At 72.2% G+C, this 24,162-nt stretch carries 30 protein-coding genes; 21 read left to right on the forward strand and 9 right to left on the reverse strand.

Features of this window, described 5'->3' with window-relative positions; translation table 11 throughout:
* The first annotated feature begins 38 nt into the window (after window positions 1-38).
* The 3 genes from HS045_RS30275 (at window position 39) to HS045_RS30285 (ending at window position 4,878) form a co-directional block, all read left to right on the forward strand.
* A complete protein-coding gene (locus HS045_RS30275) occupies window positions 39-2,492 on the forward strand; it encodes a hypothetical protein (RefSeq protein WP_196455029.1) in 2,454 nt (817 codons plus the stop codon).
* Window positions 2,493-2,921: 429 nt separating this feature from the next.
* The gene (locus HS045_RS30280; RefSeq protein ID WP_196455030.1) at window positions 2,922-4,112 is read left to right on the forward strand and encodes a hypothetical protein; all 1,191 of its coding nucleotides are present in this window, start codon (window positions 2,922-2,924) and stop codon (window positions 4,110-4,112) included.
* 103 nt (window positions 4,113-4,215) lie between these two features.
* Window positions 4,216-4,878, forward strand: coding sequence for a hypothetical protein (locus tag HS045_RS30285; protein ID WP_196455031.1), 663 nt, complete (start codon window positions 4,216-4,218; stop codon window positions 4,876-4,878).
* A gap of 84 nt (window positions 4,879-4,962) precedes the next feature.
* On the opposite strand, the gene HS045_RS30290 is transcribed toward HS045_RS30285, so the two are convergent.
* The gene (locus tag HS045_RS30290) at window positions 4,963-5,439 is read right to left on the reverse strand and encodes a hypothetical protein (RefSeq protein ID WP_196455032.1); all 477 of its coding nucleotides are present in this window, start codon (window positions 5,437-5,439) and stop codon (window positions 4,963-4,965) included.
* A gap of 78 nt (window positions 5,440-5,517) precedes the next feature.
* On the reverse strand, window positions 5,518-5,673 hold the full coding sequence (locus HS045_RS30295; protein ID WP_196455033.1) for a hypothetical protein: 156 nt from the start codon (window positions 5,671-5,673) through the stop codon (window positions 5,518-5,520).
* A 227-nt stretch (window positions 5,674-5,900) separates the two neighbouring features.
* Between HS045_RS30295 and HS045_RS30300 the strand changes: the two genes are divergently transcribed.
* The 15 genes from HS045_RS30300 to HS045_RS35660 all read left to right on the forward strand — a co-directional run bounded on the left by HS045_RS30300 (window position 5,901) and on the right by HS045_RS35660 (window position 15,265).
* Window positions 5,901-6,860, forward strand: a complete 960-nt coding sequence (locus HS045_RS30300) for a hypothetical protein (RefSeq protein ID WP_196454875.1) — start codon at window positions 5,901-5,903, stop codon at window positions 6,858-6,860.
* Between the two features lie 1,087 nt (window positions 6,861-7,947).
* A complete protein-coding gene (locus tag HS045_RS30305) occupies window positions 7,948-8,226 on the forward strand; it encodes a hypothetical protein (RefSeq protein ID WP_196455034.1) in 279 nt (92 codons plus the stop codon).
* Window positions 8,227-8,347: 121 nt separating this feature from the next.
* Window positions 8,348-8,626 carry a hypothetical protein gene (locus tag HS045_RS30310; RefSeq protein WP_196455035.1) on the forward strand — a complete coding sequence of 93 codons (279 nt, stop codon included), beginning with the start codon at window positions 8,348-8,350 and terminating at the stop codon, window positions 8,624-8,626.
* Window positions 8,627-8,688: 62 nt separating this feature from the next.
* On the forward strand, window positions 8,689-8,967 hold the full coding sequence (locus HS045_RS30315) for a hypothetical protein (protein ID WP_196455036.1): 279 nt from the start codon (window positions 8,689-8,691) through the stop codon (window positions 8,965-8,967).
* A 2-nt stretch (window positions 8,968-8,969) separates the two neighbouring features.
* Window positions 8,970-9,674, forward strand: a complete 705-nt coding sequence (locus HS045_RS30320) for a hypothetical protein (RefSeq protein ID WP_196455037.1) — start codon at window positions 8,970-8,972, stop codon at window positions 9,672-9,674.
* Between the two features lie 121 nt (window positions 9,675-9,795).
* Window positions 9,796-10,140 carry a hypothetical protein gene (locus HS045_RS30325; RefSeq protein WP_196455038.1) on the forward strand — a complete coding sequence of 115 codons (345 nt, stop codon included), beginning with the start codon at window positions 9,796-9,798 and terminating at the stop codon, window positions 10,138-10,140.
* A 66-nt stretch (window positions 10,141-10,206) separates the two neighbouring features.
* Window positions 10,207-10,713, forward strand: coding sequence for a hypothetical protein (locus HS045_RS30330; RefSeq protein WP_196455039.1), 507 nt, complete (start codon window positions 10,207-10,209; stop codon window positions 10,711-10,713).
* Between the two features lie 61 nt (window positions 10,714-10,774).
* The gene (locus HS045_RS30335) at window positions 10,775-10,993 is read left to right on the forward strand and encodes a hypothetical protein (RefSeq protein WP_196455040.1); all 219 of its coding nucleotides are present in this window, start codon (window positions 10,775-10,777) and stop codon (window positions 10,991-10,993) included.
* Between the two features lie 59 nt (window positions 10,994-11,052).
* The gene (locus HS045_RS30340; RefSeq protein WP_230885099.1) at window positions 11,053-11,451 is read left to right on the forward strand and encodes a hypothetical protein; all 399 of its coding nucleotides are present in this window, start codon (window positions 11,053-11,055) and stop codon (window positions 11,449-11,451) included.
* Window positions 11,448-11,642 (forward strand): hypothetical protein, encoded by a 195-nt coding sequence (locus tag HS045_RS30345; protein WP_196455042.1) that lies wholly within the window; start codon window positions 11,448-11,450, stop codon window positions 11,640-11,642. The genes HS045_RS30340 and HS045_RS30345 overlap by 4 nt, the downstream gene beginning before the upstream one ends.
* Complete coding sequence (locus HS045_RS30350; protein ID WP_196455043.1) at window positions 11,639-13,024, forward strand: hypothetical protein; 1,386 nt, start codon at window positions 11,639-11,641, stop codon at window positions 13,022-13,024. The genes HS045_RS30345 and HS045_RS30350 overlap by 4 nt, the downstream gene beginning before the upstream one ends.
* Window positions 13,021-13,473 carry a hypothetical protein gene (locus HS045_RS30355; protein ID WP_196455044.1) on the forward strand — a complete coding sequence of 151 codons (453 nt, stop codon included), beginning with the start codon at window positions 13,021-13,023 and terminating at the stop codon, window positions 13,471-13,473. Before HS045_RS30350 ends, HS045_RS30355 begins: the two co-directional genes overlap by 4 nt.
* 3 nt (window positions 13,474-13,476) lie before the next feature.
* Window positions 13,477-14,058: a hypothetical protein gene (locus HS045_RS30360; protein WP_196455045.1), complete on the forward strand. Its 582-nt coding sequence runs from the start codon at window positions 13,477-13,479 to the stop codon at window positions 14,056-14,058.
* Between the two features lie 77 nt (window positions 14,059-14,135).
* Window positions 14,136-14,582 carry a hypothetical protein gene (locus HS045_RS30365; RefSeq protein WP_196455046.1) on the forward strand — a complete coding sequence of 149 codons (447 nt, stop codon included), beginning with the start codon at window positions 14,136-14,138 and terminating at the stop codon, window positions 14,580-14,582.
* A 170-nt stretch (window positions 14,583-14,752) separates the two neighbouring features.
* A complete protein-coding gene (locus tag HS045_RS35660) occupies window positions 14,753-15,265 on the forward strand; it encodes an NUDIX domain-containing protein (RefSeq protein ID WP_196455047.1) in 513 nt (170 codons plus the stop codon).
* A gap of 6 nt (window positions 15,266-15,271) precedes the next feature.
* Here HS045_RS35660 and HS045_RS36310 read toward each other — a convergent pair whose 3' ends face one another.
* The 7 genes from HS045_RS36310 to HS045_RS30405 are packed head-to-tail and all read right to left on the reverse strand — an operon-like array spanning window position 15,272 to window position 20,278.
* On the reverse strand, window positions 15,272-16,516 hold the full coding sequence (locus tag HS045_RS36310; RefSeq protein ID WP_196455048.1) for a glycosyltransferase family 4 protein: 1,245 nt from the start codon (window positions 16,514-16,516) through the stop codon (window positions 15,272-15,274).
* Complete coding sequence (locus HS045_RS30380; RefSeq protein ID WP_196455049.1) at window positions 16,513-17,151, reverse strand: AAA family ATPase; 639 nt, start codon at window positions 17,149-17,151, stop codon at window positions 16,513-16,515. The genes HS045_RS36310 and HS045_RS30380 overlap by 4 nt, the downstream gene beginning before the upstream one ends.
* Complete coding sequence (locus tag HS045_RS30385; protein ID WP_196455050.1) at window positions 17,126-17,914, reverse strand: DUF2797 domain-containing protein; 789 nt, start codon at window positions 17,912-17,914, stop codon at window positions 17,126-17,128. Before HS045_RS30385 ends, HS045_RS30380 begins: the two co-directional genes overlap by 26 nt.
* A gap of 46 nt (window positions 17,915-17,960) precedes the next feature.
* Entirely contained in the window at window positions 17,961-18,776 is an 816-nt protein-coding gene (locus tag HS045_RS30390) for a hypothetical protein (RefSeq protein WP_196455051.1), read from the reverse strand.
* Window positions 18,773-19,267, reverse strand: coding sequence for a 6-carboxytetrahydropterin synthase (locus HS045_RS30395; protein ID WP_196455052.1), 495 nt, complete (start codon window positions 19,265-19,267; stop codon window positions 18,773-18,775). The genes HS045_RS30390 and HS045_RS30395 overlap by 4 nt, the downstream gene beginning before the upstream one ends.
* Before the next feature lie 28 nt (window positions 19,268-19,295).
* Window positions 19,296-19,901, reverse strand: coding sequence for a GTP cyclohydrolase I FolE (folE, locus tag HS045_RS30400; RefSeq protein WP_374191426.1), 606 nt, complete (start codon window positions 19,899-19,901; stop codon window positions 19,296-19,298).
* A complete protein-coding gene (locus HS045_RS30405; RefSeq protein ID WP_196455053.1) occupies window positions 19,898-20,278 on the reverse strand; it encodes a dihydroneopterin aldolase in 381 nt (126 codons plus the stop codon). The genes folE and HS045_RS30405 overlap by 4 nt, the downstream gene beginning before the upstream one ends.
* Window positions 20,279-20,469: 191 nt before the next feature.
* Here HS045_RS30405 and HS045_RS30410 point away from each other — a divergent pair, with 191 nt between their 5' ends.
* From HS045_RS30410 to HS045_RS30420, 3 genes are all read left to right on the forward strand, one after another.
* On the forward strand, window positions 20,470-21,813 hold the full coding sequence (locus HS045_RS30410; protein WP_196455054.1) for a helix-turn-helix transcriptional regulator: 1,344 nt from the start codon (window positions 20,470-20,472) through the stop codon (window positions 21,811-21,813).
* Between the two features lie 381 nt (window positions 21,814-22,194).
* Complete coding sequence (locus tag HS045_RS30415) at window positions 22,195-23,502, forward strand: hypothetical protein (RefSeq protein ID WP_196455055.1); 1,308 nt, start codon at window positions 22,195-22,197, stop codon at window positions 23,500-23,502.
* 149 nt (window positions 23,503-23,651) lie between these two features.
* Entirely contained in the window at window positions 23,652-24,074 is a 423-nt protein-coding gene (locus HS045_RS30420) for a hypothetical protein (protein ID WP_196455056.1), read from the forward strand.
* The last annotated feature ends 88 nt before the right edge of the window (window positions 24,075-24,162 follow it).

Consider the following 24,162-nt stretch of genomic DNA (forward strand, 5'->3'; position numbering starts at 1 on the left):
ATGGACTCCCGGCTCTGCCAGTCATGCCCTTGTGCGGCGTGTCGCATTCGGGTGATTCTGGCGTTGCCGACACGCATAACTGCATATGTGGGCGCGCTTCTTCCCTTGACGGGCAAGACGCCCATCCCGAACCCGCGCGGCAGGAGCGGCCTACGCTCGATGCCGGCCCGACCGGTGGGGCGTCGGCGCGCACCCTGGAAGCCGAGGCCGTCGAGACGTGGGCGCGCATCGCGCCACTGATCGCCGGGCGTCTGCGCGTGCGCGTCTCCCCTGACGGCGGTCACAGCTTCCCCGACGGCCTGCATTCGCGGCCGCTGGCGCCGTACCACCCGCAGTTGCCCAACCGGCCGGCCACCGTGTCGATCTACGGCGACGACGGCCAGGGCCGCGTGCTCGTCGCGGACCTGGACGTCGGCCGCGCTCTGACCGGCGGCGCGACGCCAGCCGAAGCAGCGGCGCAGGTCGCCGCCGAAGCGGATGCGCTGGTTGAACTGGTTGAACGGTGCGGCGGCCGCGCGATCACCGACCTCAGCCCGTCCGGCGGCCGCCACGTGTACATCCGCTGGTCGCGGCGCCTGCCCTGGCAGGAGCTGCGCCGCGTGACCCGGGCCCTGGCCCGCCGGTTCCCCACGATCGACGTCAAGCCGATGTCCGGGCCCGCCGGCCAGATCCGCCCGCCCGGCGCCATGCACAAGATCAAGGACGGCCGGCCGACCGGGTACATGCGCCTAACGGTGCCGGTGGAGGAAGCCGAGCAGATCCTGAAGCGGCCGTGCGGCGCGAAGGTCTGGGCCGCGCTGCAGCAGGAGCTGACCGCCGAGCTCGCCGCGGTGGAAGCCGTCTCCCCCGGCGCCGCAGCCGACGGGCCGGCGCTGGCTGAGGCCGGCCGTACCTGCCCGGCTTGTGGCACCGTCGTCGACGTCGCCCTCGATGCCGACGGCTACCCCTGGCTGCCCAGGCCCTCCGGTCGGCGTCCCCTGCCCTCGCGCATGCAGCGCCTGGCCGGCGACGGCGACTGGCAGGCCCTCGGCTACGCCTCCGCCTCCGAGGCCCGCTTGGGGCTGCTGAACTCTATCGCCGCTGCTGGTGTCCGCTTCGACGAAGTCATCGCCGGCATCCGCTCCGGAGCGTGGGCGGGCCTTGAGGTGCTTCTCGACTCCCGCACGACCCGGCCGCGTTCCCTTCACGAGCGCAAGAGACGGCTGCGCTGGGACTGGCACAAATCGGTCACCGACATCGCCGCTCACCGGCATGCCCGCAGATGCAACACAAGCCCGAACCACCCCTCCACAGCCCCCCGCACCCTCCCCTCTCCCGCTGCGCCTGGAGGTCCTGGCGTCACACGGGATCGATCACTCTTCAAGGGCGGTGTGCGGAGTCCGGTCCTATACAAAGTAGATTCCGGAGGTCTTCCCGTCGGCGGTGGAGATAACCCTCTGCTGGCGGTGGCTCAGGTCCACGACCAGAACCTGTGGGGGGTTGCGACGGTTGACCCGCAGATCGCCGACGAGCGGGTGCTGGACTGCTGGCAGGAGATCCTCCAGTGGAGGACGTGCGTGTGGCTGGCCGAGCGCGACCCCGAGCGCGTCGCCGGGTGGGGTCGCGCGGCCGCGTCCATCAGGCTGCTCCTGCGGGCGATGGCGGTCGCGGCGCGGATGGACGGTTCGACGCAGCCGGCGTTCGGTGTGCGGTCGCTGTCGGAGATGTGCGGCCTGGACTACACCGTCGTGGCACGGCACCTGCAGAGGCTGAGAGACGAGGAGGACGCCCTCGTCGAACGGGTGGAGGCCGGGCGGGGCAAGCTGGCCGACCGCTACCGGCTGCGCGTTCCGGCGGAGTACCGGGCGCAGGCGCGGTGGATCCGCTGGAGGGGCGGCCGCATCGATGTGCTTCATCCGGCGCTGCACATGCTGGGCCCGGTCGTGGCGCTGGTGTACGAGGCGCTGTGCAGCGAGCCGACCGGGTCGACGGAGGTCGCGAGGGCGGCGCTTGTGTCGAGATCGGCCACGAGTGAGGCGTTGCGTGTGCTGGCCGCCTACCAGCTGGCCGAGCGTGCCCCGGACGGGTGGGTACGCGGGAGGCGGGGCTTGGATGCGGCCGCGGCCGAACTCGGAGGGGATGTTGCGGCGGCCGAGCGGCGGGCCCTGTACCGGGAGCATCGGCGCATCTGGCATCGGCTGGTCGATTCCTGGGAGCGGGACCCGGTTGAACGGGATCACGCCGACTGGAACCCGGACATTCCGTGGCCGACCGCGCCGTCCCCGGAATCGGTCGACGAGGCGTTCGACGGTGTGGACATGCTCGGCCGCGGCCCGGCCGAGGCCGAGGTTCCCTGGCCGACCGAGCCATGGGATCGCCCGGATGAGGGTGTCGCCCGCAGTCCTCGCCGGCTGCGTGCCTGGCCTGAGTCGGTCCCCCGCCGGCGGAGGTACCGGCCGGACGCCGTCGAGCAGTTGGAGTTGTTTTCTGCGGCCCGGGCGGGGGCGGCGTGAGACGGCCGCGCCGCGCTGGCCCGGGCCGTTCGCCGCACGCCCGGGGAAGGCCTCTCCGTGCCGCGGCGGAGTGTTCCCCCAGGAGGGGGGAGCGGCAGGTGGGGCCCGGTACGGCCTGTACCGGTCGGCGCACGCGGGCCGCCGGAGGGAACCGACGTTGATCCCATGCCCCATGTCTCGTATTGTTCAATCCAAGATGGTTAATGACGTGCGTGTTTTTCGTCATTCGGCCATGCCCTGACCAGCGAAGTCCCGAGGAAGAGCCCAAGGAGCCCAAGCGGCCGCGCTCGCGCGGCACCCGCACAAACGAAAAGGCCCCCGCGCTCAGTGGCCTGGAAACCCGCGCGGAGACCTCCCGTGAGACCAGCTCGACGGCGCGCCGTTCGAGGGCTTTGTCGTGCTGGTCGATAGCTCTCGGAGACCACGATAGTGGACAAGTCTTCGGGTCGGCTAGTCACGCCTCGACCCAGAACGATCACCGGTGGCCGCGAGCCGCTCCCCTCCCCCTCGACGGCACGCGCCGCCGCGCTGGCCGCGCTGCCCGACGGCCTGGTGTGCGCCGCGTCGCGCGCCCTGTGGCTGCGCATCACCGAATCCCACCCTGATGCCGGCCACCGCCGCGCCGACTGGCGGCGCGGCCTGCAGCGCATCGTGTGGCAGCTGGCCACGCGCACCGGCTCCGACATGGTGACCGCTCCCCGCAAGGGCGCCACGTGGGCGGTGATGGCCGCCGAGGCCGGCGTGTCGCGTTCGGTGCTCGCCGACCGCCTCGCCTGGCTGCGCGAGCGCGGCCTGCTGGTGACCGCCGTCACCGGGTCGACGCCCCGCTACCGTCCCGGCACCCGCCAAGGGCTGCTGGAAGACGGCTGGGACAACATGGCCGCCGAGTACATCCTCACCGTGCCGGCCGACTTGCTGGAAGCCGCCGCCGACGAGCTCGACGCCAGCCCGTCCCTGCTGCCCGCCCCGGCTGCCGACCCCGCCGGCGAGCACTGGACGCAGGTGCCGTGGCCTGTGGAAACGCTGCCTGTGGACGTAACTCGGACCCCCTCAAGCCTTCCTCCACCTTCTGTAGGAGGAAAGACTTCCCCTTACGCGGGCGCGCGCGAGAGCGCCGTACCCGCGGCACCGGCCGAGTCGTGGCCGGCCGCCGTCACGCCGCGAACCAAGCTCCAGATGCTCGCGGCGTGCGAGCGGCTCCGCGCCGAGGACCTGGTGCTGCGCCGGGTGCGGGCGCGGCACCTGCGGTCGCTGCTGCGGCCCGCCTTTGCCCTGGGCGCCACCATCGACGACGTCCGGCACGCGCTCAACCACCGCGGCGACGGCACCCCGTGGCCGTACACCGACCGGCCCCGCTGGGTGCCGTCGTGGCTGCGCTCCCGGCTGGCCACCTGGATCAGCGCCGACGGCGACCTGCTGGCCACCTGGCCGTCTCAGCAGCGCGCGGCCGCCAGTGCCCGCAGCCGGGCAGAGCAGGAGCGCCGCGGCCGCGAGTACGCCGCCGCCCGTGCCGACCGCGGCGACGCCACCCGCAACGCCGCCCGGGCGCGCGAACTGCTCATGGCGGCCAGCCCGGCCGCGCGGACCCGCATCGAGCGCTCCCGGATTGGAGCCGCATGATCACCCTCGCCGTAAAACTCGAACACGTGTATGAATTCATGGCCGGTGTCGGCGCCCACCCTCGGCGCGGCTGACGCCAACTGACGACCACCGAGGGGGACGCATGACGAACATCGCCATCAACCAGACCTGCGGCGACGGCAACAGCGCCGAGCCGGTGACGGTCACCGTGAGCTGCACCTGCACGCCGGGGACGCCCGGCCCGGCCACCGACCGGCTGGCCGAAGCGGCACTGCACGGTTTCGCGGCGGCCACCGTTCTTCCGCAGTACTGCGACCGGGCGGTCAAGCACACCGGCCCGCTCGTGATCGGTGCCACCGCCATCCTGCCGGCGGGTGCCTCGATCGCCGCGGTCGGCGTCGCCGTCGCCGCACCCGGCGACGGCGAGACCGGCACGGACTCGCGCGTGGCCGTCTACATCGGCGGCATCGCCGAGAAGGCCGGCCAGAGCCTCCACAAGGCCACCCTGTACACCGCGGCGGGCTGGCGGTGGGCGAACCTGGAACAGCCCGTCACGGCAGCCGACGACGACCGGATCGTGTGGCTGGTGGCCCAGGTCCCGAACTTCACCGGGACTCCGCCCAGCATCCTCGCCGCGGGCCAGCCCGGGGAACCGGGAATGCTCAACGGCCTCCGCTACCGCAGTGTCATCGTCAACGGGCTCGAGGAGCTGCCGCTGATCTTCGACGGCGACGCCATCCCCTTCTCGGGCCGCCTGGAGGTCCCCGCGCTGGCCGCTTCCTCTGTGCCCGTCTCCCAGCCGTAGCTCGAGCGGCCCATGCCGGGGCCATGACATGCAGGTGCCCTGCCTCCGCGATCGGGAGGCAGGGCACCTGCGATCGAGATCCGGTCAAGGCAGGGCGGGCATAGCCTCTCCGCTCAGCGTGGCGGCCAGGCCGGACACCTCCCACGCCAGCATGTCGCCACGCCCCGCCCGATCGCTGACGCGGGTCTCGAGATCATTGCCGAGAGCTGTCCGCTGAACGAGGGTGAACGCCCCGGACGGCTCGCCGGCGACGACGACGCGGACACGCTGCCGCTCCGGGTGGGCGTCCATCGCCACCCAGGTCTCATGGACGACAACGGCGGCGGCCAAGCCGGGCGCGGGCGCGGGTTCCTGATGGAACGCGGCGCCGACTGCCCGCCGGTAGAAGCGAACGCTGTCGAACACCTCGCCGCGCAGCCACGATGCGAGCTGAACCTCGCGGACCTCGTGCCGGTCGTTGGTAGGCGCGACGGTGAACAGGTAGAGGGCTGGGGGCTGGTCCCAGCCGCGCTTGTTGTGGATGTCCTCCAGGAACAGTGCAGACTGCAAAAGCGGGTGCATGATCACCTTTCTCGGAAGGGCGCTGAAGGTCAGGTGGGCAGGTGGGCGGCGGCTTCCGCCGCCCACCTGCCGCGTGGTCTACGAGTGAGGCGCGGAGCCGTTCGCCGCCGCCTTGTCCGCGCGGCTGAGCACGAAGTGCGTCAGGGCGGTAACGGTGGCACCAGCGGCCGCGCCGCCGATCATGACGGCGGGCTGGGATGCGAAGTTCATGACCTCGTTAAACAGGTTCAGCATGGGTCCTCCTGTAGGCCGGGCAAGGGATCGCGTCCCCTTGCTCACAAGCAAAACAGTATAGGAGAGTTTCTATAGAGTCCATTCCGGGATAGTTGGGGGGCGACCGAGTTGGGCGCGCCCCCCGACCACCCGCGACTTGCGCCATCTATTAACTTTCCTGTACTGTTTTTCTTGTTCGGGCGGGAGGGGTGCGATCCTCCCGCCACCCCCACCAGGAAGGGCCCACCATGGCTTTCCGTCTCCTGACCGCCGCGCTCCTCGCGGCGCTCGCGCTGCTCGGTCTCGCCCTGCCCGCCCACGCGGGCAACGGCACGCTCACCGCCCCCGCCTCCACCACCGAAGGCGGCGCGGTCACCGTCACCGCGACCACGGCGGGCACCTGCACCGCCGCCCTCACCGTCACCACCCCCGACGGCACCAGCGCCCCGATCGGCACCGCCCCCGCCGACCCCCTGTGCGGCGGCGGCTCCTTCTCCGCCTCCTTCACCGCCGAGAAGGCGGGCACCTACACCGTGACCCTGACCAGCGACGGCGCGACCCTCGACACCGCGACCGTCACCGCCACCGCCAAGCCCCAGCCCAAGCCCACCGAGCCCGCCCCGACCGCGACCGCGACCCCCAAGGCCACCGCGACCGCTGAGGCCACCCCTGAGGCCACCGCCACCGCGACCGCGACCGCCAAGCCCAAGGCCACGGTGACCGTCACCGCGACCCCCAAGCCCAAGACCACCCCCACCACCAAGGCGACCGCGACCGCGACCGCCAAGCCCAAGACCAGCACCGCCAAGGCCACCCCCACCGCGACCCCCGCGCCCGCCCCGACCGTCACCGTGACCAGCGACCCCGCGCCCGTCTACGTCGCCCCCGCCGACACCGCCGACACCGCCGACACCACCGCGACCGACAGCACGCCCACGCAGGAGGCCACCCCCACCGCCGACACCACCCCGAACACCGACCCGAGCACGGACACCGCGCCGAGCACCGACCCGAACGCGGGCGCGGTCAACCTCAACGCCGCCCACGTCGCCGACACCTCCGCCCTCGCCGCGCTCGCCCCGATCGGTAACGGCCTGATCTGGGCACTCGCGGGCGTCGCGGTCCTGATGATCGCCCAGAAGGCCACCACCGCCCGCACCACCCGCAAGAACGCCAAGCAGACGGGACGCCACCACCGCGCCGCCTGACCCCTGCCCGCCCGCCCCGCACACGGGGCGGGCACCCCACCCCGCACGAGGGGAACCCACCCCCAGCACCGCCCCAGCACCGCCCGAGCCCCGGCCCGACAACCACGGGCGGGGGCTCCCCCGTCCCCGCACCACCCCGCCCCGCCCCGCCGCCCACGCCGCCCCGCACAGCGGAACCCACCGCGCCGCCCCGCACCGTCCCCCCGAGTCCTCCGCCGCGCCGTACGGCAGGCACCACCCCGCCGCCCGAGATCCACCGCCCCGCCGCCCGAGATCCACCGCCCCGCCCCGTGCCGCGCCGCACGGCAGGCACCGCACCGTACGGCGGCGCGCTCGAGGCGGTCCTCTCCCGCCCCGCCTGCCGTAGGCAGGCACCGCGCCGCCCCGTACGGCGGAGCCCTCGAGGCGGTCCTCTCCCCCGCTGCACCGCGCCGTACGGCGGCGCGCTCGAGGCACGGGTGTCCGCCGACCGCCGCGCACCGCCGTACGGCGGACACCACCCCAGCCGCCCGAGAATCACGGACGGAGGCTCCCCCCGCCGCCGCACCGCATAGCGGAACCCACCGCGCACGGCGGAACGCACCGCGCCGCGCTCGAGGTACGGGTGCTCGCCGCGCCGTAGGCAGGCACCGCGCCGCCCCGTACGACGGAGCCCTCGAGGCGGTCCTCTCCCCCGCCCCGCCTGCCGTGCAGCGGACACCATCCCGCCGCGCCGTACGGCGGCGCGCTCGAGGCGGTGCTCCCCGCGCCGCGACGGACACCACCCGGCGCGGCCGGCCAGAGGTGCCGGGCGGCCGAGCTGCCCGGCACGGCCCGCGCCAGCACGTACGGCCGGGCGGCCGAGCTGCCCGGTACGACCCTCGAGGCACGGATGTCACCCACGCCCACCGCGCTGTCCCGACGCGCCGTACGGCGGAGCCATCGAGGCGGCGCTCGCCCGGCCGCCGGATGCGGTGCTTCACCCCGGTGAGCTGCGCTTTCCCCGTGCTCTCGTAGATTTGCCTCTCTAATTAACTCCCCTGTACTGTTTTAATTGTTCAGGCGGGAGGGGTGCGATCCTCCCGCCGCAACCAGGAAGGGGCTCACCGTGGCCGTTCGTTCGTTCTTCACCTTCATCCTTCTCGTGGGTGCGGCTATCGCCGCTTTCGCCTTCGCTCCCGCCGAGACCATCCCCGCCGAGGCCGTCGCCATCGCGGCGGGCGAGGTTCAGGCGGATGCCGCCGCCTTCAGTGAGGGGCTCGCAATCGTCGGGGGTAAGACCCTGGCCTTCATCCTCGCGGCACTCGCGGCCACGGCTGGAGCGTTCTGGATGATCACGCTGCGCCACCCTGTCCGCCAGGGGCGCCACCACGCCGACCGCTTCTGATGGATGGAGCCCCCGCCCTTGCGGGCGGGGGCTCCACTCGACTCCTTAATTAACTGTCTTGTATTATTTAACACAGAGCAAGGGGGGTGCGATCCCCTCGCCTGACTGCCCTGGAGGACCCGTGAGCGCCACCTGCACCCTGCCCCCGCTGCCCGTCCGCTCGATCATCGCCACCCGCCCTGTCCTGGCGGATCAGGGCTACTTCGCCGCGAGGCTCGCCACCCTCACCGAACTGCGCGAGATCATCGCCGACGCGCTCTCGTGCGGCGACCTGCGGATCTGCGACCACTGCTGCCGGCGTCTCACCACCGACCGCCACACCGCCCCGCAGAGCGGCGACACCTTCTCCCTCTGCGACGACTGCGCCGACACCCGCTTCGACGTCGGCAACCTCTTCTGACGCCCGCGGGGAGGGCGGCAGCCCGCCCTCCCCGCCCGTGAAAGGCCCCGCCATTGCCTCCATTGCCCGACTCGCACTCATCCGACCGGCTGTTCGCCAGTCCTCTTGGCCGCCTGGCCAGAACGGCCTACGCCGCCGAGTCCGGCAGCGCCCTGCTCATCAGCCTCGGCTTGGACCGCGTCGCCCGCCTGACCGGGCGTGGCGACCATGACGGCGCCCAGCACGCCCTCGAGGTGACTTTCGCCGACGCCGCCGCCACCTACGCCGACCCGCACAGCCCCGCCTCCGTACAACGCCTCATCGACGCGCTCGACCGCGCCCACCCCGACGACAGGACCTAGCCGTGCTGAATGAAGGCCACATCCGCCGCCTCCTGGACCTCGGCCCAGGCCGCTACGTCACATGGCTCGCCGGCGGCGAGCATGCATGGAATCCCAACAACCCCGGCGAGCCCTACGCCGGGCCCGCCGTCATCCTCTACGAACGCAGCGACCGCTTCCGCGAGGTGATAACCGGCGAAGCGTTCTTGCGCCGCTACAGCACGCTGCAGGGCGCGCAGGAAGCCGTCGAACAGTGGAAGCGAGCCGGTATCGAGGTGGTGATCGCACCCGGTGGCCCCCGTCTGGACACGGACGGCAAGGAGTTCTGGGGCCTTCAGCACCCGCCCGCCGCGGACACCTCCGAGCAGCCTCCGCGCGGAAGCGACGCGCCCACGTGCCCGAGCTGCGAGGAGCCGTGCCAGATCATCACCCGCGGCGACAGCTACGGCACCGAAGTATCGGCCTGCTGTGAAAAGCCGCTGGAACTGCGTGAGACGCGGCGGGACGGGGTGACAGCGCTTCACCTGCACGCCGTCCGGGCCGGTCTCACCGATACCCCCGACGAGCAGGTCGCCGAGGAGCTGATCGCCGGCATCCTCACGACCGTCCCCAGCGACCAATGGCCCGACCTTCTGCAGGAGGCGGTCAGCCGCGCCGCACGCCTGGCCTACTTCGACGACGACGCCCCGGTGACGGTCGAAGTGGAAGGGCTGCCCGGGATGCCGTGACGAGCCCGGGGCGGGCGCCAACCGTCAACTGGACACATTTATTAACTCTCTTATATTTTTTTATGTGCAAGCAAGGGAGTGCGATTCCTTTGCGGTGCCCGCCCCACCAGGAAGGACCCTCATGCCCCAGACCAGCACCTCCGCCGACAACCAGGCCGCCATCACTGACGCCGACCTGCTCGCCGCCGCTACCCGTTTCTCCTTCAACGTCGATCCCGGCGCCCACCCCATCTACACCGTGAACGTCGTCCGATGCTGCGCCTCCGGCGCCTGGCGCATCATGTGGACCGACAGCTACGTCCTGGACCACCTTGCACCCGCGCAGGCCGAAGCCCGCTGGGTTCCCACGCCCGCCGCCAAGCACTTCAGCACCGAGGGCGACGCGCACCGCTACCACTTCACCGACCTGCGCCAGGCCGCCGCCCGCGCCCGCCGCGAAGCCGCAGCTGTCCTTCCCCCCTGGTAGTTCCACCTCTTCCGCCGCCGGGGCGCCCGCCCCGGCCCCACCCTCTACTCCAGGAGCTCCACGCCCATGGGCGCACACAACTTCACCGACTACATCCTCGGCACCGACGTCCGAGAGGCCTACGACCGCGCCGTGGACGACGCCGTCGCCGAGTACGGCAGCAGCAGCAACAACGGAACGATCTCCACCACCGACGGGTACCTCGTGCTCAGCGACACCCCGCTCCCGCTGCAGGAGGCCATCGACCAGCACCGCACCCTCTGGGACAGGGAGCCCCGCATCGAGAAGCGGGGATACTGCGGCGCGATCCCGGTCCTCGACACCAAGCGGCGCGTCGCCGCTCCGATCCCCGCCACCCCCGGCGGCTACAGCACCCGTCCCCAGGCCGTCGAGGCCGCCCTCGCCTCCCTCATCCAGCAGGGCGAGCACATCGCCGACTTCGCGCGCGACGTCCAGGGCGGCTTCGTCTACGACGAGGCCGGCCGGATCACCTCCGGCTCTGTGACCGTCACCCTCACCGGAACCCAGCTCGTTCACGCGGGCTGGCTGTTCTTCGGGTGGGCCGCCTCCTAACCCTCCCCGCGCCGCCCGCCCCCAGAAGGCGGGCGGCGCCCTCTTCCTGAAAGGCTCCCCGTTGTCTCCCACCTCACACCGCCCCGCCGGTGACCAGCACGCCTTCAGCCGGCGCACCATCGACGCCCTCGACGCCGCCACCCGCGCCACCGGCCGCCCCTGGGGCCAAGTCCTGGAAGAGGCGGTCCTGCTGTACGACCACCTGCTCGCCGCAGGCGGCCGAGTCGGCGTCTTCAACACCGCAACCGGCCTCTACGAACACCGGCGCCTGCCGCGCTGACGGGCGGCACCTGCCCTCGTTGACACCCTTTGACCTCGCGATACGACGTAAGCGCCCAAATGTGCTTGTCTCCCGTCGCCCCCACCGAAAGGAACCACCACCGCATGACCCCCACCGCCGACGAACACACCGACCTGCTCACCCTGCCCCCGGGTGTGCGCATCCCCGCCATCGGCGACTGGGCCGTCCTGGCCATGACACCCGACAGCCAGGCCAGCGCGAACCTGCGCAATCTCGCCGAAGCAAGCGCAGCGATCACCGACGACCTGACCAACGGCGCCGCCGCCGACGCCGCCGAGCAGAAGCGCCGCCACGCCAACCTGCAGCGCTTCCACGATGCGCTCACCGCCGTCACCGCCGACATGGGACCCCTGAAGCTGCTCCTCACCCCGCAGCAGGCCACGCAGCTGTCCAAGCTGCTCTATCGGCACCTCTGCCGGCACCTGGACGCCCGATGACCGCACCCGCCGCCAGCGACGGGTTCGCGCTCGTGTGGGGAGCCACCCTGTGGGACGCCCTGGCCGCCGCCGGGCACGGCGCCTGCCCGGGATGGACCGTCGACAGCCGCGACCCCTTCATCCGCTGCCACTGCCAGACAGCCGTCTTCGAGATCATCCCCATCTCCACCGCCGGACCCACGCCACGATGACCACGGCCAGCGCCCGCGCCCCGCACCGCGGCGCCCAGCAGCGCCGCCGCCGGTACGCCGACCTTCGCCTGGGCGGCATGGACCCTGTCCAGGCCGCCGCTGAAGTCGGCGTCACCCCCGCCACCGGCAAGCAGTACGAGCGGGCGCTGGCTGCCCGCCAGGCCTCCGGCAACGACGAAGACCCCCTCGCTCCGCCCGAGCGCATCCAGCCGCTCACCCTGGTCCACTACAGCGGCCGGCGCGCCATCTACATTGAGCGCGCCGGCAACGGCCAGCCCCGCGAGGTCGTCGTCGAACGCCACCCTCAGGGCATCACCGGCCGCATCGTCCGCCCCGGCACCGACCCGGTGCACTTCACCTGGCAGCAGAACCGCCAGCCGTGGCCGCCCCCGCCCAAAGGGCTGGCCCGGCCGGTCAACGCGGCGCTCGCCAACCCCGATGCCGCCAACACCCACGCCGCACCGGCCCGCCAGGCCTACCAGAAACGCCGCACACTCGACCGCGACCGGCTCGCCGGCGACCTCATCGAGTTGGCCTGCGACCTGGCGTGCATCGTGCGCGACGAAGGAGCCGACGCCGCCCAGCGGTTCCTGCAGAAGATCCCCGACGGACACCGCGCGCTGCTGCCGATCATGCTCGCCGCGATGATCCCCGACGACCGGCCCGTCACCGACCTGCTCGCCTGGGCGGTCGAAGGCTGGCAGGAGGGCGCCGAGGCCCTGCCGCCGCCCATGCTGCCCTTCGCCACCGTCCGCTACCGCCGCGACGGCACACAGCGGCGCACCCGCGCCGAGGTGAAGCCCTGCGGGACCGTGGCCGCCTACGCCCGCCACCTCGCGCACAAGGAACCGCCCTGCCAGCTGTGCAAGGACGCCGAGCGCGCCTACCGGAAAGCGCTCGCGCGGAGCAAGGCCTGTAGCAACTGCGACCAGCCCAGCACCCGTATCCGGCGCAGCTACTGCCCCGACTGCTACGCCCGCTGGAAGCGGCACGGCTACCCCGCCGACGGCCCGCCGCCAGTCGACGAGATCCCACCGGTGTGCCTCAGCGGCCAGCACTCCCTCGACGACGCCGACAACGTGATCGTCCGCAGCGACGGAACCTGGCGATGCCGCGCCTGCCAGCGGTTGTGGCTCAGCCGCACGCGCTTTGAAAAACATCACGCCGGCCACGACCTGGTCGACGCCCCGGACGGGAAACTGGCCTGCCTCACCTGCAGGCCGGCTTCCGCTCCGCCGCTGATCCCTGTCCCGCCGCCGGTCGTCAGGCGGCCGGTCCCGGTCACCGCCCGCGGCCGTGCCGCCCGGCACCGGCGCGACGCGCTGACGTCCCTGCGCAGCCAAGCCCGCATCACCGCCCACCGAGAAAGGACTTCCGCGTGAAGCCCACCCTGCTGCCCCGCCTCGCCGCCGCCGTCGTCTTGGCCGTGAGCCTGCTGGTGGCGTGCACGTCGAACCCGGATTCGGCCTGCGCCGCCGCCCTGCCGCCACCCGCCCCCAAACCGGTCGGCAACAGCACCGGTGGCCAGAACAAGACCACCGTCCAGAGCAACCCGCAGCCGCCTCGCCCGCAGGCGACCAACCGCCCGGCGCAGGGCCGGCCGACCGCGCCCGCACCGGTGCGGCCCACCACCACGGTCTACGCGCCGCCGCGGCCGGTCATCCGCGACGACGGCTACCGCCAGTACCCCGGCCACCCCGGCTGGTACCCCGCGGGCGTCGTGCCCTACGGCTACTTCAACACCTACGGTCACCTCGACAGCGACGGCTGCACCGTCACCGCCGTCGAAGGACCTCCCGCCGCGGCCGCCAGCCCGTCCGGTCAGGAATAACTCGTGCTCAACCCCGCCCTGACCTTGCGGTCAGCCCTCAGTGACCTGCTCACTCACCTCGACGGCAGCGCGCCCTGCGGGCCCGGCTGCATCTCCAGCCAGCGGCCCGGACCCAGCGTGGGCGACGCGCACATCACCTGCACCGCCTACGCCGGCGCGGTCACCGCGCTGGCCAAGGCGCGCTCTGCTCGAGCCAGCGTCACGCTGCCGCTGCCCACCCGCACCGCCACCTACGGCAACCCCGTCGACACCGGGCTGGGCCGCCTGGCCGTACATGACGGCCAGGTCCAGCTGAGCATCGTCTGCAGCTCCTGCGACCACATTGAGGCCCGCACGACCTACCCGGAGACCGCCCAGCTGATCGCCGCCGTTCTCGCCGACGCCGCCGAACGCGCCCTCGACCCCGACCCCGCCGAGGTCCAGCGCCTGGTGAACGACACCCGCCCCCACCTTCACCTTCCCGAAGGCCACGACCTTCCCAGCTACGCAGACACCGTCGCGGTCATCACCGCGCTGCTACGCGGCCACCGGGTGACGACCCGAGCGGCCACTCCGCCGAGCGCGGGGCCGCCGGCCGAGGCCTGAGACCGGCTCGCGGCCCGCGCGGTCTGCCCCGCAGGCCGCGAGCCCACCACCCGTCCTCTTTTCACCCACGGAGCACGATGTTCGACGAGACCACCCATCCGCCGACCTGGCAGATCGCCATGCCCCCGGGCATGCGGCTGCTCAACGCCAACGACCGGCTGCACCGGATGGCCGAGGCCCGCATCATCAAGGCGCTGCGCGAAGCCGCGTGGGTGATGTTCCTCGCCTCGAAGATCCCCACCCAGGAGCGCATCTACATCCAGGGCGTGTACTGCCCGCTCGACGGGCGGCGCGTGGCCAAGCGCGACCCGGCCAACTGGCAGCCGACCTACAAGGCGCTCGTCGACGGGCTCATCGCCCCCAACAAGGACATCGCCCGCCTGCAAGCCGCCGGCCGGTACCGGCTCGGCCTGCTGCCCGACGACAACCACACCCACCTGGTGGGACCCGACCCCCGGCTCGGCCCCGTAGTCACCGGTGGCCAGATCATCCTGCGTATCTGGCCGCTGCCCGCCCTTCCGTAGCCGACACCGCAAGCCCTTCGCCTTCCGTCCGATTTGCGGTGTCGAAGTGCATGACGCGGACATCAGCCGCCTTGGCCAAGAGCGCATCGAACTGTGGGATGGACCGCACCCACAGGCCGGTCCGGTGTTCCCCCTGCACGAGTCCTAGACGCTCACTACGCTCGACCGGCGTGACTGCTGAAACCCCAGTGACCTACCTGTGGCATGAGGCGCCTGTGCCTCCCGAACTGCCCGCCACCCGTGTCCATGGCTACCTGCTGTGCCCTGACACCGGCCGCGTCCTCATCCAGGACGTCGACGGCGTCATGGGCCTGCCCGGCGGCCGGCCCGAACCGCACGACACCGACCCTGCCGCGACGTTCGTCCGCGAAGCCCTGGAAGAGAACCAGGTCCGTGTCGGCGCGGTCGCCTACCTCGGCTACCAGGAAGTCCGCGAGCCCGGCCGCACCCCCTACGCCCAGATCCGCATGGCCGGGATCATCACCGCGTTCGAGCCGCCGCAGCCCGACCCCGACGGCACCGGCCACACCTGCCGACGCCTCATGGTGCCGCTGGCCGACGCCGCCGACGTCCTCGGCTGGGGCGAGCCCGCCCTGGCGCAGGCGAAAGCCGCCGCGCGCATCGCCGAAACCGAATGGGGTCTGCCCGTCAACGGGCAGACCCCAGCCGGATACGTCGACTAACCCCTGTCAGGTCGCGTCCCAGGGGGCTACCGCCCACGGCGCGACCTCCTGCAAGAACGTGTGCACGTTGCGTTCGTAGCTGTAGCGGGACGCCACCAGCTGCCGCCCTGCCTCCCGCAGCCGCGCCCGCCCTTCCGGGTCGGTGGCCAGTGCCCGCCCGATCGCCTGCGCCAGCGACGCCGCGTCGCCCGCCTCGGCGCTGTAGCCGGTCACTCCGTTGATGACGAGCTCCGCCAGGCCGCCTGCCCCCGTCGCCACGACCGGTGCCGTTCCGGCCGCGAACGCCTCCATCGGGATCCGCCCGAACGGCTCGGCCCGCGACGGGACGACCAGCGCCGCCAGCGCCGGATGCGCCATCAGGCTCGCCACCGCCGGGTCGAAGCGCGTCACCAGCGTCACGTCCAGTCCCTCACCGGCGATGCGCCGCGCCAGATGCTCCTGGTACGGCGTCACCTCCGGGCCGTCGGTGACGGCGGCCAGCAGCGTGTGCGGCACCGGCCCGGCCAGCTTCAGCGCGTCCAGCAGGTCGTCCCACCCCTTGTAGGGGACGGCGCGGCCCAACGCCAGCAGGAACCCGCCCGCCGCCGCGTCCGGCAGCAGCCGCGCGTCCGGCGCCGCGATCCGCCACTCCTGCCGGGTCAGCCCGTTGACCAGATCCACGATCGACCGGTCCGGGATGCGGTACTCGACGGCCAGGTGCTCGCGCATGTGCCGGCTGATCGCGGCGACGCGCCCGCCGTGGGCGACCAGGTCGCGCAGGCCGTCCCGCTCCCAGTCGACGCGTTCGGCGTCGCCGGGGTCGTGCAGGACCGCGGTGGCGTGCGCGACCGCCACCACGCTGCGGCGCACCGGCACCGGCAGCAGCGGCGCCAGCCCGTAGAACGGCACGTCGGAGGTGACGACCAGCAGTGGGCCGGCACCGTCGCCGATCAGGGCGTGGATGGCTCGGGCCGCCGACGCGCACGCGTGACGGAACCCGGGCAGGCCCGCGAAGCGGCGGCGGCCGCCGGTGCCGTTACCGACCGGGCGCACGATGCCGCTGGCCCGCTCGACGATCGTCCGCGTCCCGGCATGCCAGCCGGCGTCGTATTCGGGGCTGCCCGGGTTCAGGTGGACCGGCAGGACCACCAGCCGTACACCCGGCGCGAGACAGCCGGCCAGGACGTCGAGCAGCGCCCGGTTGCAGCGGCCCGCGCCGGTGCCGTTGCCGTAGAAGCCGTCGTGGACGGCGACGACCATGGTCGGCGTCACCGGGCCACCTCCGCGCGGACGAAGGCGAGGTTCGCCTCGGCCGCGTCGTGACCGGACAGGTGCCGCCGCGTGCGGGAGCGCAGCAGCGCGGCCAGCATCGGACTGTGCGCGCCGACTGCGGCGTCGGGTGCGTCGTAGAAGTCACGCAGCCGCCGCAGCGGCCCGATGATGCTCCACGGGTGCCCGGTGGGCGCGGCCGGGCGGCGCTGCAGGCTCACCTGCGGGTCGAGGTCGAACAGCAGGTAGGTGTCGGCCAGCAGCAGCGTCCCGTCGTGCAGCCCGTCGACGGCCCACGCGGTGCGCGCCGCCAGCAGGCCGGTGTCGCCGGTCGAGTAGGCGTAGGCGAGCGCCGACAGCCAGTCCCGGTCGCAGACGACGGCCGGGTGCCGTAGCAGCAGCGGCCGCGACTGGACGGTCTTGCGGACCCAGTTGGCCTGGTGGGTGGCGTCCTCGTCGACGCCGGGGTGCGCGTTCAGCGGCACGGTGTCGCCGTCGCAGGTCGTGTACTCGCCGAGGACTGGGCAGCCTGCGGCAGCGAGCTGCTCGACGATGGTGGTCTTTCCGGCGCCCGGCATGCCTTCCAGGACGACGAGCTGGCCGAGGACGGTGTCAGAACAAGCGTTGATCGTTTCCATGGGGGTGTGGTCGCATTCGGGAAGTCGAGTGGAGGCCGGCCGGGCGGGCGTCGCCCGCCGCGGCGGCCAGGGGAAGGCCAGCGATGCGGCGCATGTCGGCCAGCAGCGGGCCGGCCGGGGTGTCGATCAGCAGGCGGCGGCCGACAGCGGCGCGGATGCGGCCCGCCAGGACCGCGGCGTCGTCGACGCCGGTCAGCTCCTGGTAGGCGGCGGGCGGCGGCTCGTCGAGGCCGTAGACGGTGGCCGCGTCGTGGACGTTGCAGCCGGTGGGGGTGACGCCGGCAGGCCAGGTGACGGCCGCGGTGACGGCGGCGTGCGCCTTCTCCACGTGCTCGGCCCGCTCACCGGCGCCGGGCAGGACCCACCAGGCGTCGGCTTTCGCCCGCGCGCCGATGCGCTCCCGGGCCAGGCCGGCCGCGGAGACGGTCTGCTCGGCGCGGCGGATCGCCGCGTACCGGCCGCCCGCCAGCAGCGTCCACGCGATGGCGCCCTGCTCCAGCAGCCGGTCGTCTCCGCGGTCCTCAGCGGTCAGCCCCACCTTGAGCAGGCCGGAGCCGAACCACGCCAGGTACAGGTGCCAGTCGCGGTCGTCGCCGCCGAGGATGGCGTCGCGGGCCAGGGCGCGGCCGCGGTCGGCGGCCGCGCACCCGGCGCACTGGGCGTCCGTGCCCGGCGGCACGGGCGTGCCGGCCGGGCACGGGGTACGGGTGGCGCCGGTCCACACGCCGACGCAGACACGCGGGCTCGACAGCAGCCACGCCACCTGCTGGCCGGGTGTGGCCGGGCGGCCCCGTTCCCCTGCCGCCGGGTTACCGGGAAGCGGCGACACCGTCAGCGTCGGTGTCCCGCACTCCCAGTGCAGCCCGGTAGAACGCCAGGCAGGCGTTGGCGGCATCGTCGGCCCCTTCGTGGAACTCCTGCAGCAGCCCCCACCCGACCAGGTGGGCGAGGTCGGCGAGCGCCTCCCCCGGATTGTCGGGCATGTGCAGGTGGTTGCGGAGCCGGTCGTTGCCGATCTCGTCCCGGATGCGGGTCTTGATGTCCGCGGTCGTGCCCGGGTCGTGCGAGCGCAGCAGCATCACCCGCGAAGGCCCGCTGGTCAGGTAGGCGTCGACGGCGGCGATGTAGTCCTCGCCGTACGCCTCCGGATACATGCGGCGCGTGTCGGCGGCCGTCAGCGTCCGCGCCCACGCGCCGAGCACCTCATGGCCGGCCGACAACCGGTCAGTGATCAGCTCGGCGGGCGCGTCCGGCTTGATGAGGGCGACGGTGAGGGCGAAGCGCGGCCAGCCGGTCGTCTCGGGTCCGCTGCGCATCCGCACCGCCCACAGGCGCAGGCAGCCGCACGGCCGCTCCCCCAGCTCGTCGGGGTGGCGGGGCGGAACCGCTGACGCGCACTCCAGCGCGTCGGCGATGCAGCCGCGGCACGCCCCGTACGGCATGACCGGTTCCACGCCCAGGCCGCTGAACGGCAGGCCCGCCCGGTAGCAGGCCCACCACACGTCCCACGGGCTGGACACCTGCACCCGCACCGGCTCGGCGTCACCGGTCAGGTGCCGGTGCAGGACCAGACCGAGCAGCGCCTTCGGCGCGTCCTTGTCGGCGATTCCCAGTGGTCCGTTCACCACAACCCCTCACTACGGTCGGCGGCCGCGACGGCACGCGTGTCGGGTGCTTCGGCCAGCGTCAGCTCGACCCGCTCCAGGCCGGTCGCGCCCTTCAGGTGCGGCACCAGCCGGTCCAGCAGGTAGCCGGCGATGGCCTCCGTCGTCGTGTTCGGCACCGGCAGCAGGAACACGCTGCGCCGCGGGAAGCTGTACCAGTCATTCCCGCATTCGACGATCACCTGCCCGTCCTCGGTGTAGACGGCGCCGGCGACCGGCTTGTCCGGCATGAGGGTGCGGCGGCGCAGCGGCTCGATCGCCGCCTTCATGCCCGCCTTCACCACATGGAAGTCGACGACCATGCCGGCCGGGTCGGCGGTGCCGAACAGGCGCGCCCCAGCCGAGAACGTGTGGCCGTGCAGCGGCTCCATCTGGCCGTCGTGGATGCCTGCGTGGGCGGCGGAGAACACGAATCCGGCCTCCCCGCCGATCTCGATCAACAAACTGCTCATCGGTGTACCTCTCCTTCGAGGCAGGAGGTCAGGAGCCGACCTTGGCCAGGAGGAAGAACTCCTCCCGGGTGCGGGCGTCGTCACGCAGCAGCCCGTGCAGCGCCGAGGTGACCGTCGTCGACCCTTCGGCGCGGGCGCCGCGCAACGTCATGCACATGTGCTCGGCGTCCAGGACCACGCCGACGCCCTTCGGGTCGAGCTGCTCGTTCAGCCAGTCGGCGATCTGCTGGGTGAGGCGCTCCTGCACCTGCGGGCCGTGCGCGAACAGTTCCACGACCCGCGCCAGCTTCGACAGGCCGAGGATCCGCGCGCCCGGCAGGTAGGCGACGTAGGCGACGCCGGTGAACGGCAGCAGGTGGTGTTCGCAGAGGCTGTGGAAGCGGATGCGCCGCTCGATGACGAGCTGTTCGTAGCGGCCGTCGTTGGGGAACGTCGTCAGGTCGAAGTCGCGGGGCGTGCACATCTCCGCGAGCGCCCGCACCATCCGGCCGGGCGTCTCGGCCATGCCCTCCCGGGCCAGGTCGATGCCGAGCGCGGCCAACAGCCGCGTCGCCGCCGCCTGCGCACCGTCCAGGTCGCGCTCCACCGCGGGAGACCGTACCGGTCGGCGCGACGGCATGTCGATGATCGTCATGCGATCTTCCTCTCTGCGGTGAAGTCGTCGCCGGTGCGGTGGATGACGACGCCGACGCTGTCGGCGAAACGCAGCGCGCCCGGCTTGTGCAGTCGCACCCGCACATGCGGCGCCTTGTAGCCGACGACGATCGTGCGGGCGATCGCTTCGGCGAGCGCCTCCACCGTCCGGAACCGCGACGACTCCACGGCGCTGATCACGCCCTTGGCCGCGGCCCGGTAGTCCCAGCCGTCGGCCAGGTTGTCGGTCAGGCCGGCGGGGCGCACATCGGCGCCGATCCGCAGATCCACAACGACGTCGGACTTGTCGCGGCGCTCCTCGTCTTTGACGCCGATGACGCAGCGCAGCCGCAGGCCGTCGATCTCGATCTGGTCCATGCACACGCTCCAGCTGTTCGAGGGGATATGACGAGGCGGTGAGGGTCTTCACGAACCCCGTGCGATCTCTGACCGTCCGGTTTACGCTCCGAGCAACCGCCCGTACGGATCGTCACCCGGCCAGGGCCGGGCCGCCCAGACAGTTGGTGTTGCCGCAACACGGCAGCAACACGGTGAGGGAGCTGGTCACGATGGACGAGCACCACGCAGCACGCATGTTCGGTGCGGCGCTGCACCACCTGCGCACCCAGGCGGGCCTGTCGCAGCGCGACCTGGCCAAGACCGCCCTGTACGACCACACCCGCATCTCCCGCGCGGAGAAGGGCGAGATCCTGCCGCCCGCCGAGCAGGTCGAAGCGCTCGATGCGGCGCTCAAGGCAGGCGGGCTGTTGTGCTCGCTCCGGCGGCATGCCGGGCCCGGCCGTGCCGCGCCCTTCCTCGGCGCCGCTGGCGTATACGACGGCGAACCGGTCATGCTGGACATGCAGACACCGGATGGAAGGAGCGTGCGCGTGACCCTCTCGCGACGCGAGTTCGCTCAGCTGCTGGCCAGCGGAGCACTCGCCTCGGTGCTGCCCGGCCTCACCGACGCCGACCAGGCGCAGCGGGTCGCACGCGCCATCGACCAGCCGTCCCGCGTCGACGGCGAAGTCATCGACTACTTCCGGCGGGTCCTGGCCGAGCACTACAGCGCCGACAAGATGCTCGGCCCCCGCTCGCTGCTACGGCCGGTTCTCGCGCAGATCGACGTCCTGGACGAGCTGCGGCGCAGCGCCGGAGCCCGCCACGCCGAACCGCTGCTGCAGGTCCTCGCCCAGTACGCCGAGATGGCCGGCTGGCTGCACCAGGACCTCGGCCAGCTGGAGACCGCCATGCACTGGTCGCGGCGGGCCGCCGAGTGGGCGCAGTGCGCCGGCGACACCCAGATGGCCGCCTACATGCTGGTGCGCCAGTCCAACATCGCGGTCCTCACCGACGACTACGCCGCCGTCGTCCACCTGGCGGCCGCCGCCCGCCGCCACCCGGCCGGGCTGGAACCGAAACTCGACGCGCTCGCCGCCCAGCAGCAGGCGCGCGGCCTGGCGATGCTCGGCGAGTACGCCGAATGCTTCACCCTGCTGGACCAGGCCGCCGACACGCTCCGCGACCACCCGCACGTCACCCATCCGGACGTGCCCGTCTACCTGCACTACTACGACCTGGACACGCTGCAGGAGCAGTCGGCCGCCTGCTACCGGGTGGCTGGCCGCGCCGACACCGCCGTCGGCATCCTCGAAGAGCAGATCGGGAAGCTCCCGGAGAACCTGGCCCGCGACCGCGGGCATTTGACGGCGAAGCTCGCTGTCGCCGTCGCCCAGTCCGAACCCGACCCGGCCCGCGCCACCCACCTCGGGCAGGAAGCGCTCGGCGTCGCCCAGCGCACCGGGTCGGCGCGTATCCGCCGCGAGCTGCGCGCCCTCGACGGGGAGTTGCTGCAGCGCTGGCCCGACCACGCCGACACCCGCAGCTTCCACGAGGAACTGCTGGCCGTGTGACCCCGGATAGTGATCAGTGAGCCGGCCGAGCTGCTGAGGTGGCTCCCGAACTCACTGACACGGCACTGCGGCTGAGTTGATCAAGAGAGCCGGTCAGCGGCATTCGGCTCCGCTTCTCACCGACCTGGTTATGACGGCTTGAATTGGTCCCGTGCTCCGGCTCGGCCCCGTAGTCGCCAAGGGCCAGATCATCTTGCGCATCTGGCCACTGCCCGCCCTGGGTATGACAGAGACCACAGACGCTTCGCACTCCGTTTAACATTCCCCGGTTACTAATTACCCTGTACTCTTTCCTGACGGACGCGAGGTTGCGTCTGCCGCCCGTCACCGTTCGCACGGGAGGAACCGATAACGTCTCACCCCACCTAAGGACTCAGCGACATGAACGCCACGACCAGGAAGAAGACCCTCGCTAAGGGCGCCCGGGACGCGCACCTCCGGGTGAAGACCATCCGGGACCAGCACAGCACCGCCACCCACCCGCGCGACCTGGCTGCCGCGACCCTCGTCTACGGCCACGGCTACAAGGCGGAAGCAGTGATGCGCCTGGCCGGGCTCACCCGCTCCATGTGGCACAACGAGATCAAGCCGCATCTGCCGGTTGACCCGGACCCGGTCGACCCGAACACCTGCAAGCCCAAGCTGCCGGACTACACCGAGCAGGAAGCCCTCGAGGTGATCAAGGCGCAGCTGAAGACGATCACTGACCTCGACCGTGCCCTCGAGGCCGCCATGCAGGATCGCGCCGAGAAGGTGTACGCCCTGTACGAGATCGCCCTCCAGGAGGATCCGAGCCGGCCGAAGATGGTCGTCCAGGAGCTCACCGGGTTCAACCTGCCTCTCATCACCCGCGACGTGAGCAAGGCTGAGATGAACAAGTCCGCTCCCGCGGAGGCCGGTGCTCCCGCGCCGAACGGCGAGTGGGTCCCGGCCGCCGAGGTCGCCACCCGGCTCGGCGTGACGCTGAACAAGTTCCTCAAGCGCGTCAGCGCCGCCGGCACCGCAGGCCCGCCCACCCGGCGCGGCCGCGGCCGCGTCACCCTCTTCGACCTCGAGCCGACCCTCACCTGGTGGACCGACAACCAGCACCACTGGCTGTCGGCCGCCGAGCTCGCCGACCGGTGGGGCGTGCCGGCGGCGGCGGTGCGCGAACGCCTGCGCGCGGCCGATAGCAGGAGCGAGACCCCGACGTGCCGGGCCGTCGACAACCGCTACTTCTACGAGCCGGAGTCCGCCGATGCCTGGTGGGCCGGCGTGCAGGAGCGGGAGAAGGCGGTCAGCCACGGCCGGGACGCTCACGGCCGGGTGACCCTCGGGTGGCTGGAGCGTCGGCTTTCGCTGACGTATGAGCAGGTGAAGTACATGGCGCGGCGCTGGCGTGAGGCCGGCGACCCGGTCCCGAGCGAGCTCGACGACCGCCGCATCCGGTGGTACGAGCCGGGGCCGTTCATTCTGCGGGCCATCGGGCGGCCGGAGCTCGCGGGAGCCCCGCTGGAGCAGGCCGGGCTGCAGGCGGCCTTGGCCGAGGCGCTGCTCGCCGGTGGCATTACCACCGTCGATCAGCTCCTCACCCGCGAAGAGCTGGAGAGCGTTCCAGGGCTGAGCGCGCAGCAGATCGCCGAGGCGCAGGCATTCGTGGGCAAGCTGTACCAGCTGGCCGCGGTCAAGGAGGCGGCCGGCGGCGAGTAGGGGCGCTGGACCAGCCGCAGAGGGCGGACCCGGAAGGCACCGGGTCCGCCCTCTGCGCGTTCACCCCTCCGCCACCCCTTGCCATGCTATTAACTCTCCTATATTCTTTTAATCGTAAGTAAGGGATACGGTAGCCCGAAGGAGCCCCCATGAACGACCTGTTCGAGTACGACCTGCAGTACGGCAGCCGCGCCGCCGACGGCACCATCACCGAACACGACCTCCGCCGGACCCCCTCCCACTGGAACCTGTGGGTCGGCACCAGCGACGATGTCGTGTTCCGCGTTGTGCGCACCGACCACTACGCCGACAACTGCGTCGCCGAGACCGTCTCCGACTGGTACGACCTGCCGCGCGGCCACGCCATCGAGTACGGCACCCGCGCCGCCGACGGCAAGACCGAGCCTCTGCGCCACCACATCATGAACACCCGCCGCATGCACCTGACCGCCTTCGGCCTCACCCGCGACATGGCGGGCAAGAGCGGCGACATCGTCGTCCGCGTCACCGCCCTCGACCAGGACGACGACCTCACCGACGCGCACGGCGACTGGATCGTCATCCCCTCCTAATGGGAACTACCGGGTCCGCCTCACTGGCAGACTCGATGCCTGGTAGCCGCTGGTGAGTGAGCACTCTCGCCTCCTGGACCGTGAGTCC

It is taken from the genome of Planomonospora sp. ID82291 (assembly GCF_015711645.1).
GTDB lineage: Bacteria > Actinomycetota > Actinomycetes > Streptosporangiales > Streptosporangiaceae > Planomonospora.

Bases quoted from the DNA above. Each gene is read 5' to 3' on its own strand.
- HS045_RS30300 (WP_196454875.1), top strand. From the start codon at position 5,901: ATGGCTTTCCGTCTCCTGACCGCCGCGCTCCTCGCGGCGCTCGCGCTG.
- HS045_RS30295 (WP_196455033.1), bottom strand. From the start codon at position 5,673: ATGCTGAACCTGTTTAACGAGGTCATGAACTTCGCATCCCAGCCCGCC.
- HS045_RS30420 (WP_196455056.1), top strand. From the start codon at position 23,652: ATGAACGACCTGTTCGAGTACGACCTGCAGTACGGCAGCCGCGCCGCC.
- HS045_RS30380 (WP_196455049.1), bottom strand. From the start codon at position 17,151: ATGGAAACGATCAACGCTTGTTCTGACACCGTCCTCGGCCAGCTCGTC.
- folE (WP_374191426.1), bottom strand. From the start codon at position 19,901: ATGACGATCATCGACATGCCGTCGCGCCGACCGGTACGGTCTCCCGCG.
- HS045_RS30410 (WP_196455054.1), top strand. From the start codon at position 20,470: ATGGACGAGCACCACGCAGCACGCATGTTCGGTGCGGCGCTGCACCAC.
- HS045_RS30405 (WP_196455053.1), bottom strand. From the start codon at position 20,278: ATGGACCAGATCGAGATCGACGGCCTGCGGCTGCGCTGCGTCATCGGC.
- HS045_RS30330 (WP_196455039.1), top strand. From the start codon at position 10,207: ATGGGCGCACACAACTTCACCGACTACATCCTCGGCACCGACGTCCGA.
- HS045_RS30365 (WP_196455046.1), top strand. From the start codon at position 14,136: ATGTTCGACGAGACCACCCATCCGCCGACCTGGCAGATCGCCATGCCC.
- HS045_RS30325 (WP_196455038.1), top strand. From the start codon at position 9,796: ATGCCCCAGACCAGCACCTCCGCCGACAACCAGGCCGCCATCACTGAC.
- HS045_RS30415 (WP_196455055.1), top strand. From the start codon at position 22,195: ATGAACGCCACGACCAGGAAGAAGACCCTCGCTAAGGGCGCCCGGGAC.
- HS045_RS30290 (WP_196455032.1), bottom strand. From the start codon at position 5,439: ATGCACCCGCTTTTGCAGTCTGCACTGTTCCTGGAGGACATCCACAAC.
- HS045_RS30395 (WP_196455052.1), bottom strand. From the start codon at position 19,267: ATGAGCAGTTTGTTGATCGAGATCGGCGGGGAGGCCGGATTCGTGTTC.
- HS045_RS30340 (WP_230885099.1), top strand. From the start codon at position 11,053: ATGTGCTTGTCTCCCGTCGCCCCCACCGAAAGGAACCACCACCGCATG.
- HS045_RS30345 (WP_196455042.1), top strand. From the start codon at position 11,448: ATGACCGCACCCGCCGCCAGCGACGGGTTCGCGCTCGTGTGGGGAGCC.
- HS045_RS30285 (WP_196455031.1), top strand. From the start codon at position 4,216: ATGACGAACATCGCCATCAACCAGACCTGCGGCGACGGCAACAGCGCC.
- HS045_RS30350 (WP_196455043.1), top strand. From the start codon at position 11,639: ATGACCACGGCCAGCGCCCGCGCCCCGCACCGCGGCGCCCAGCAGCGC.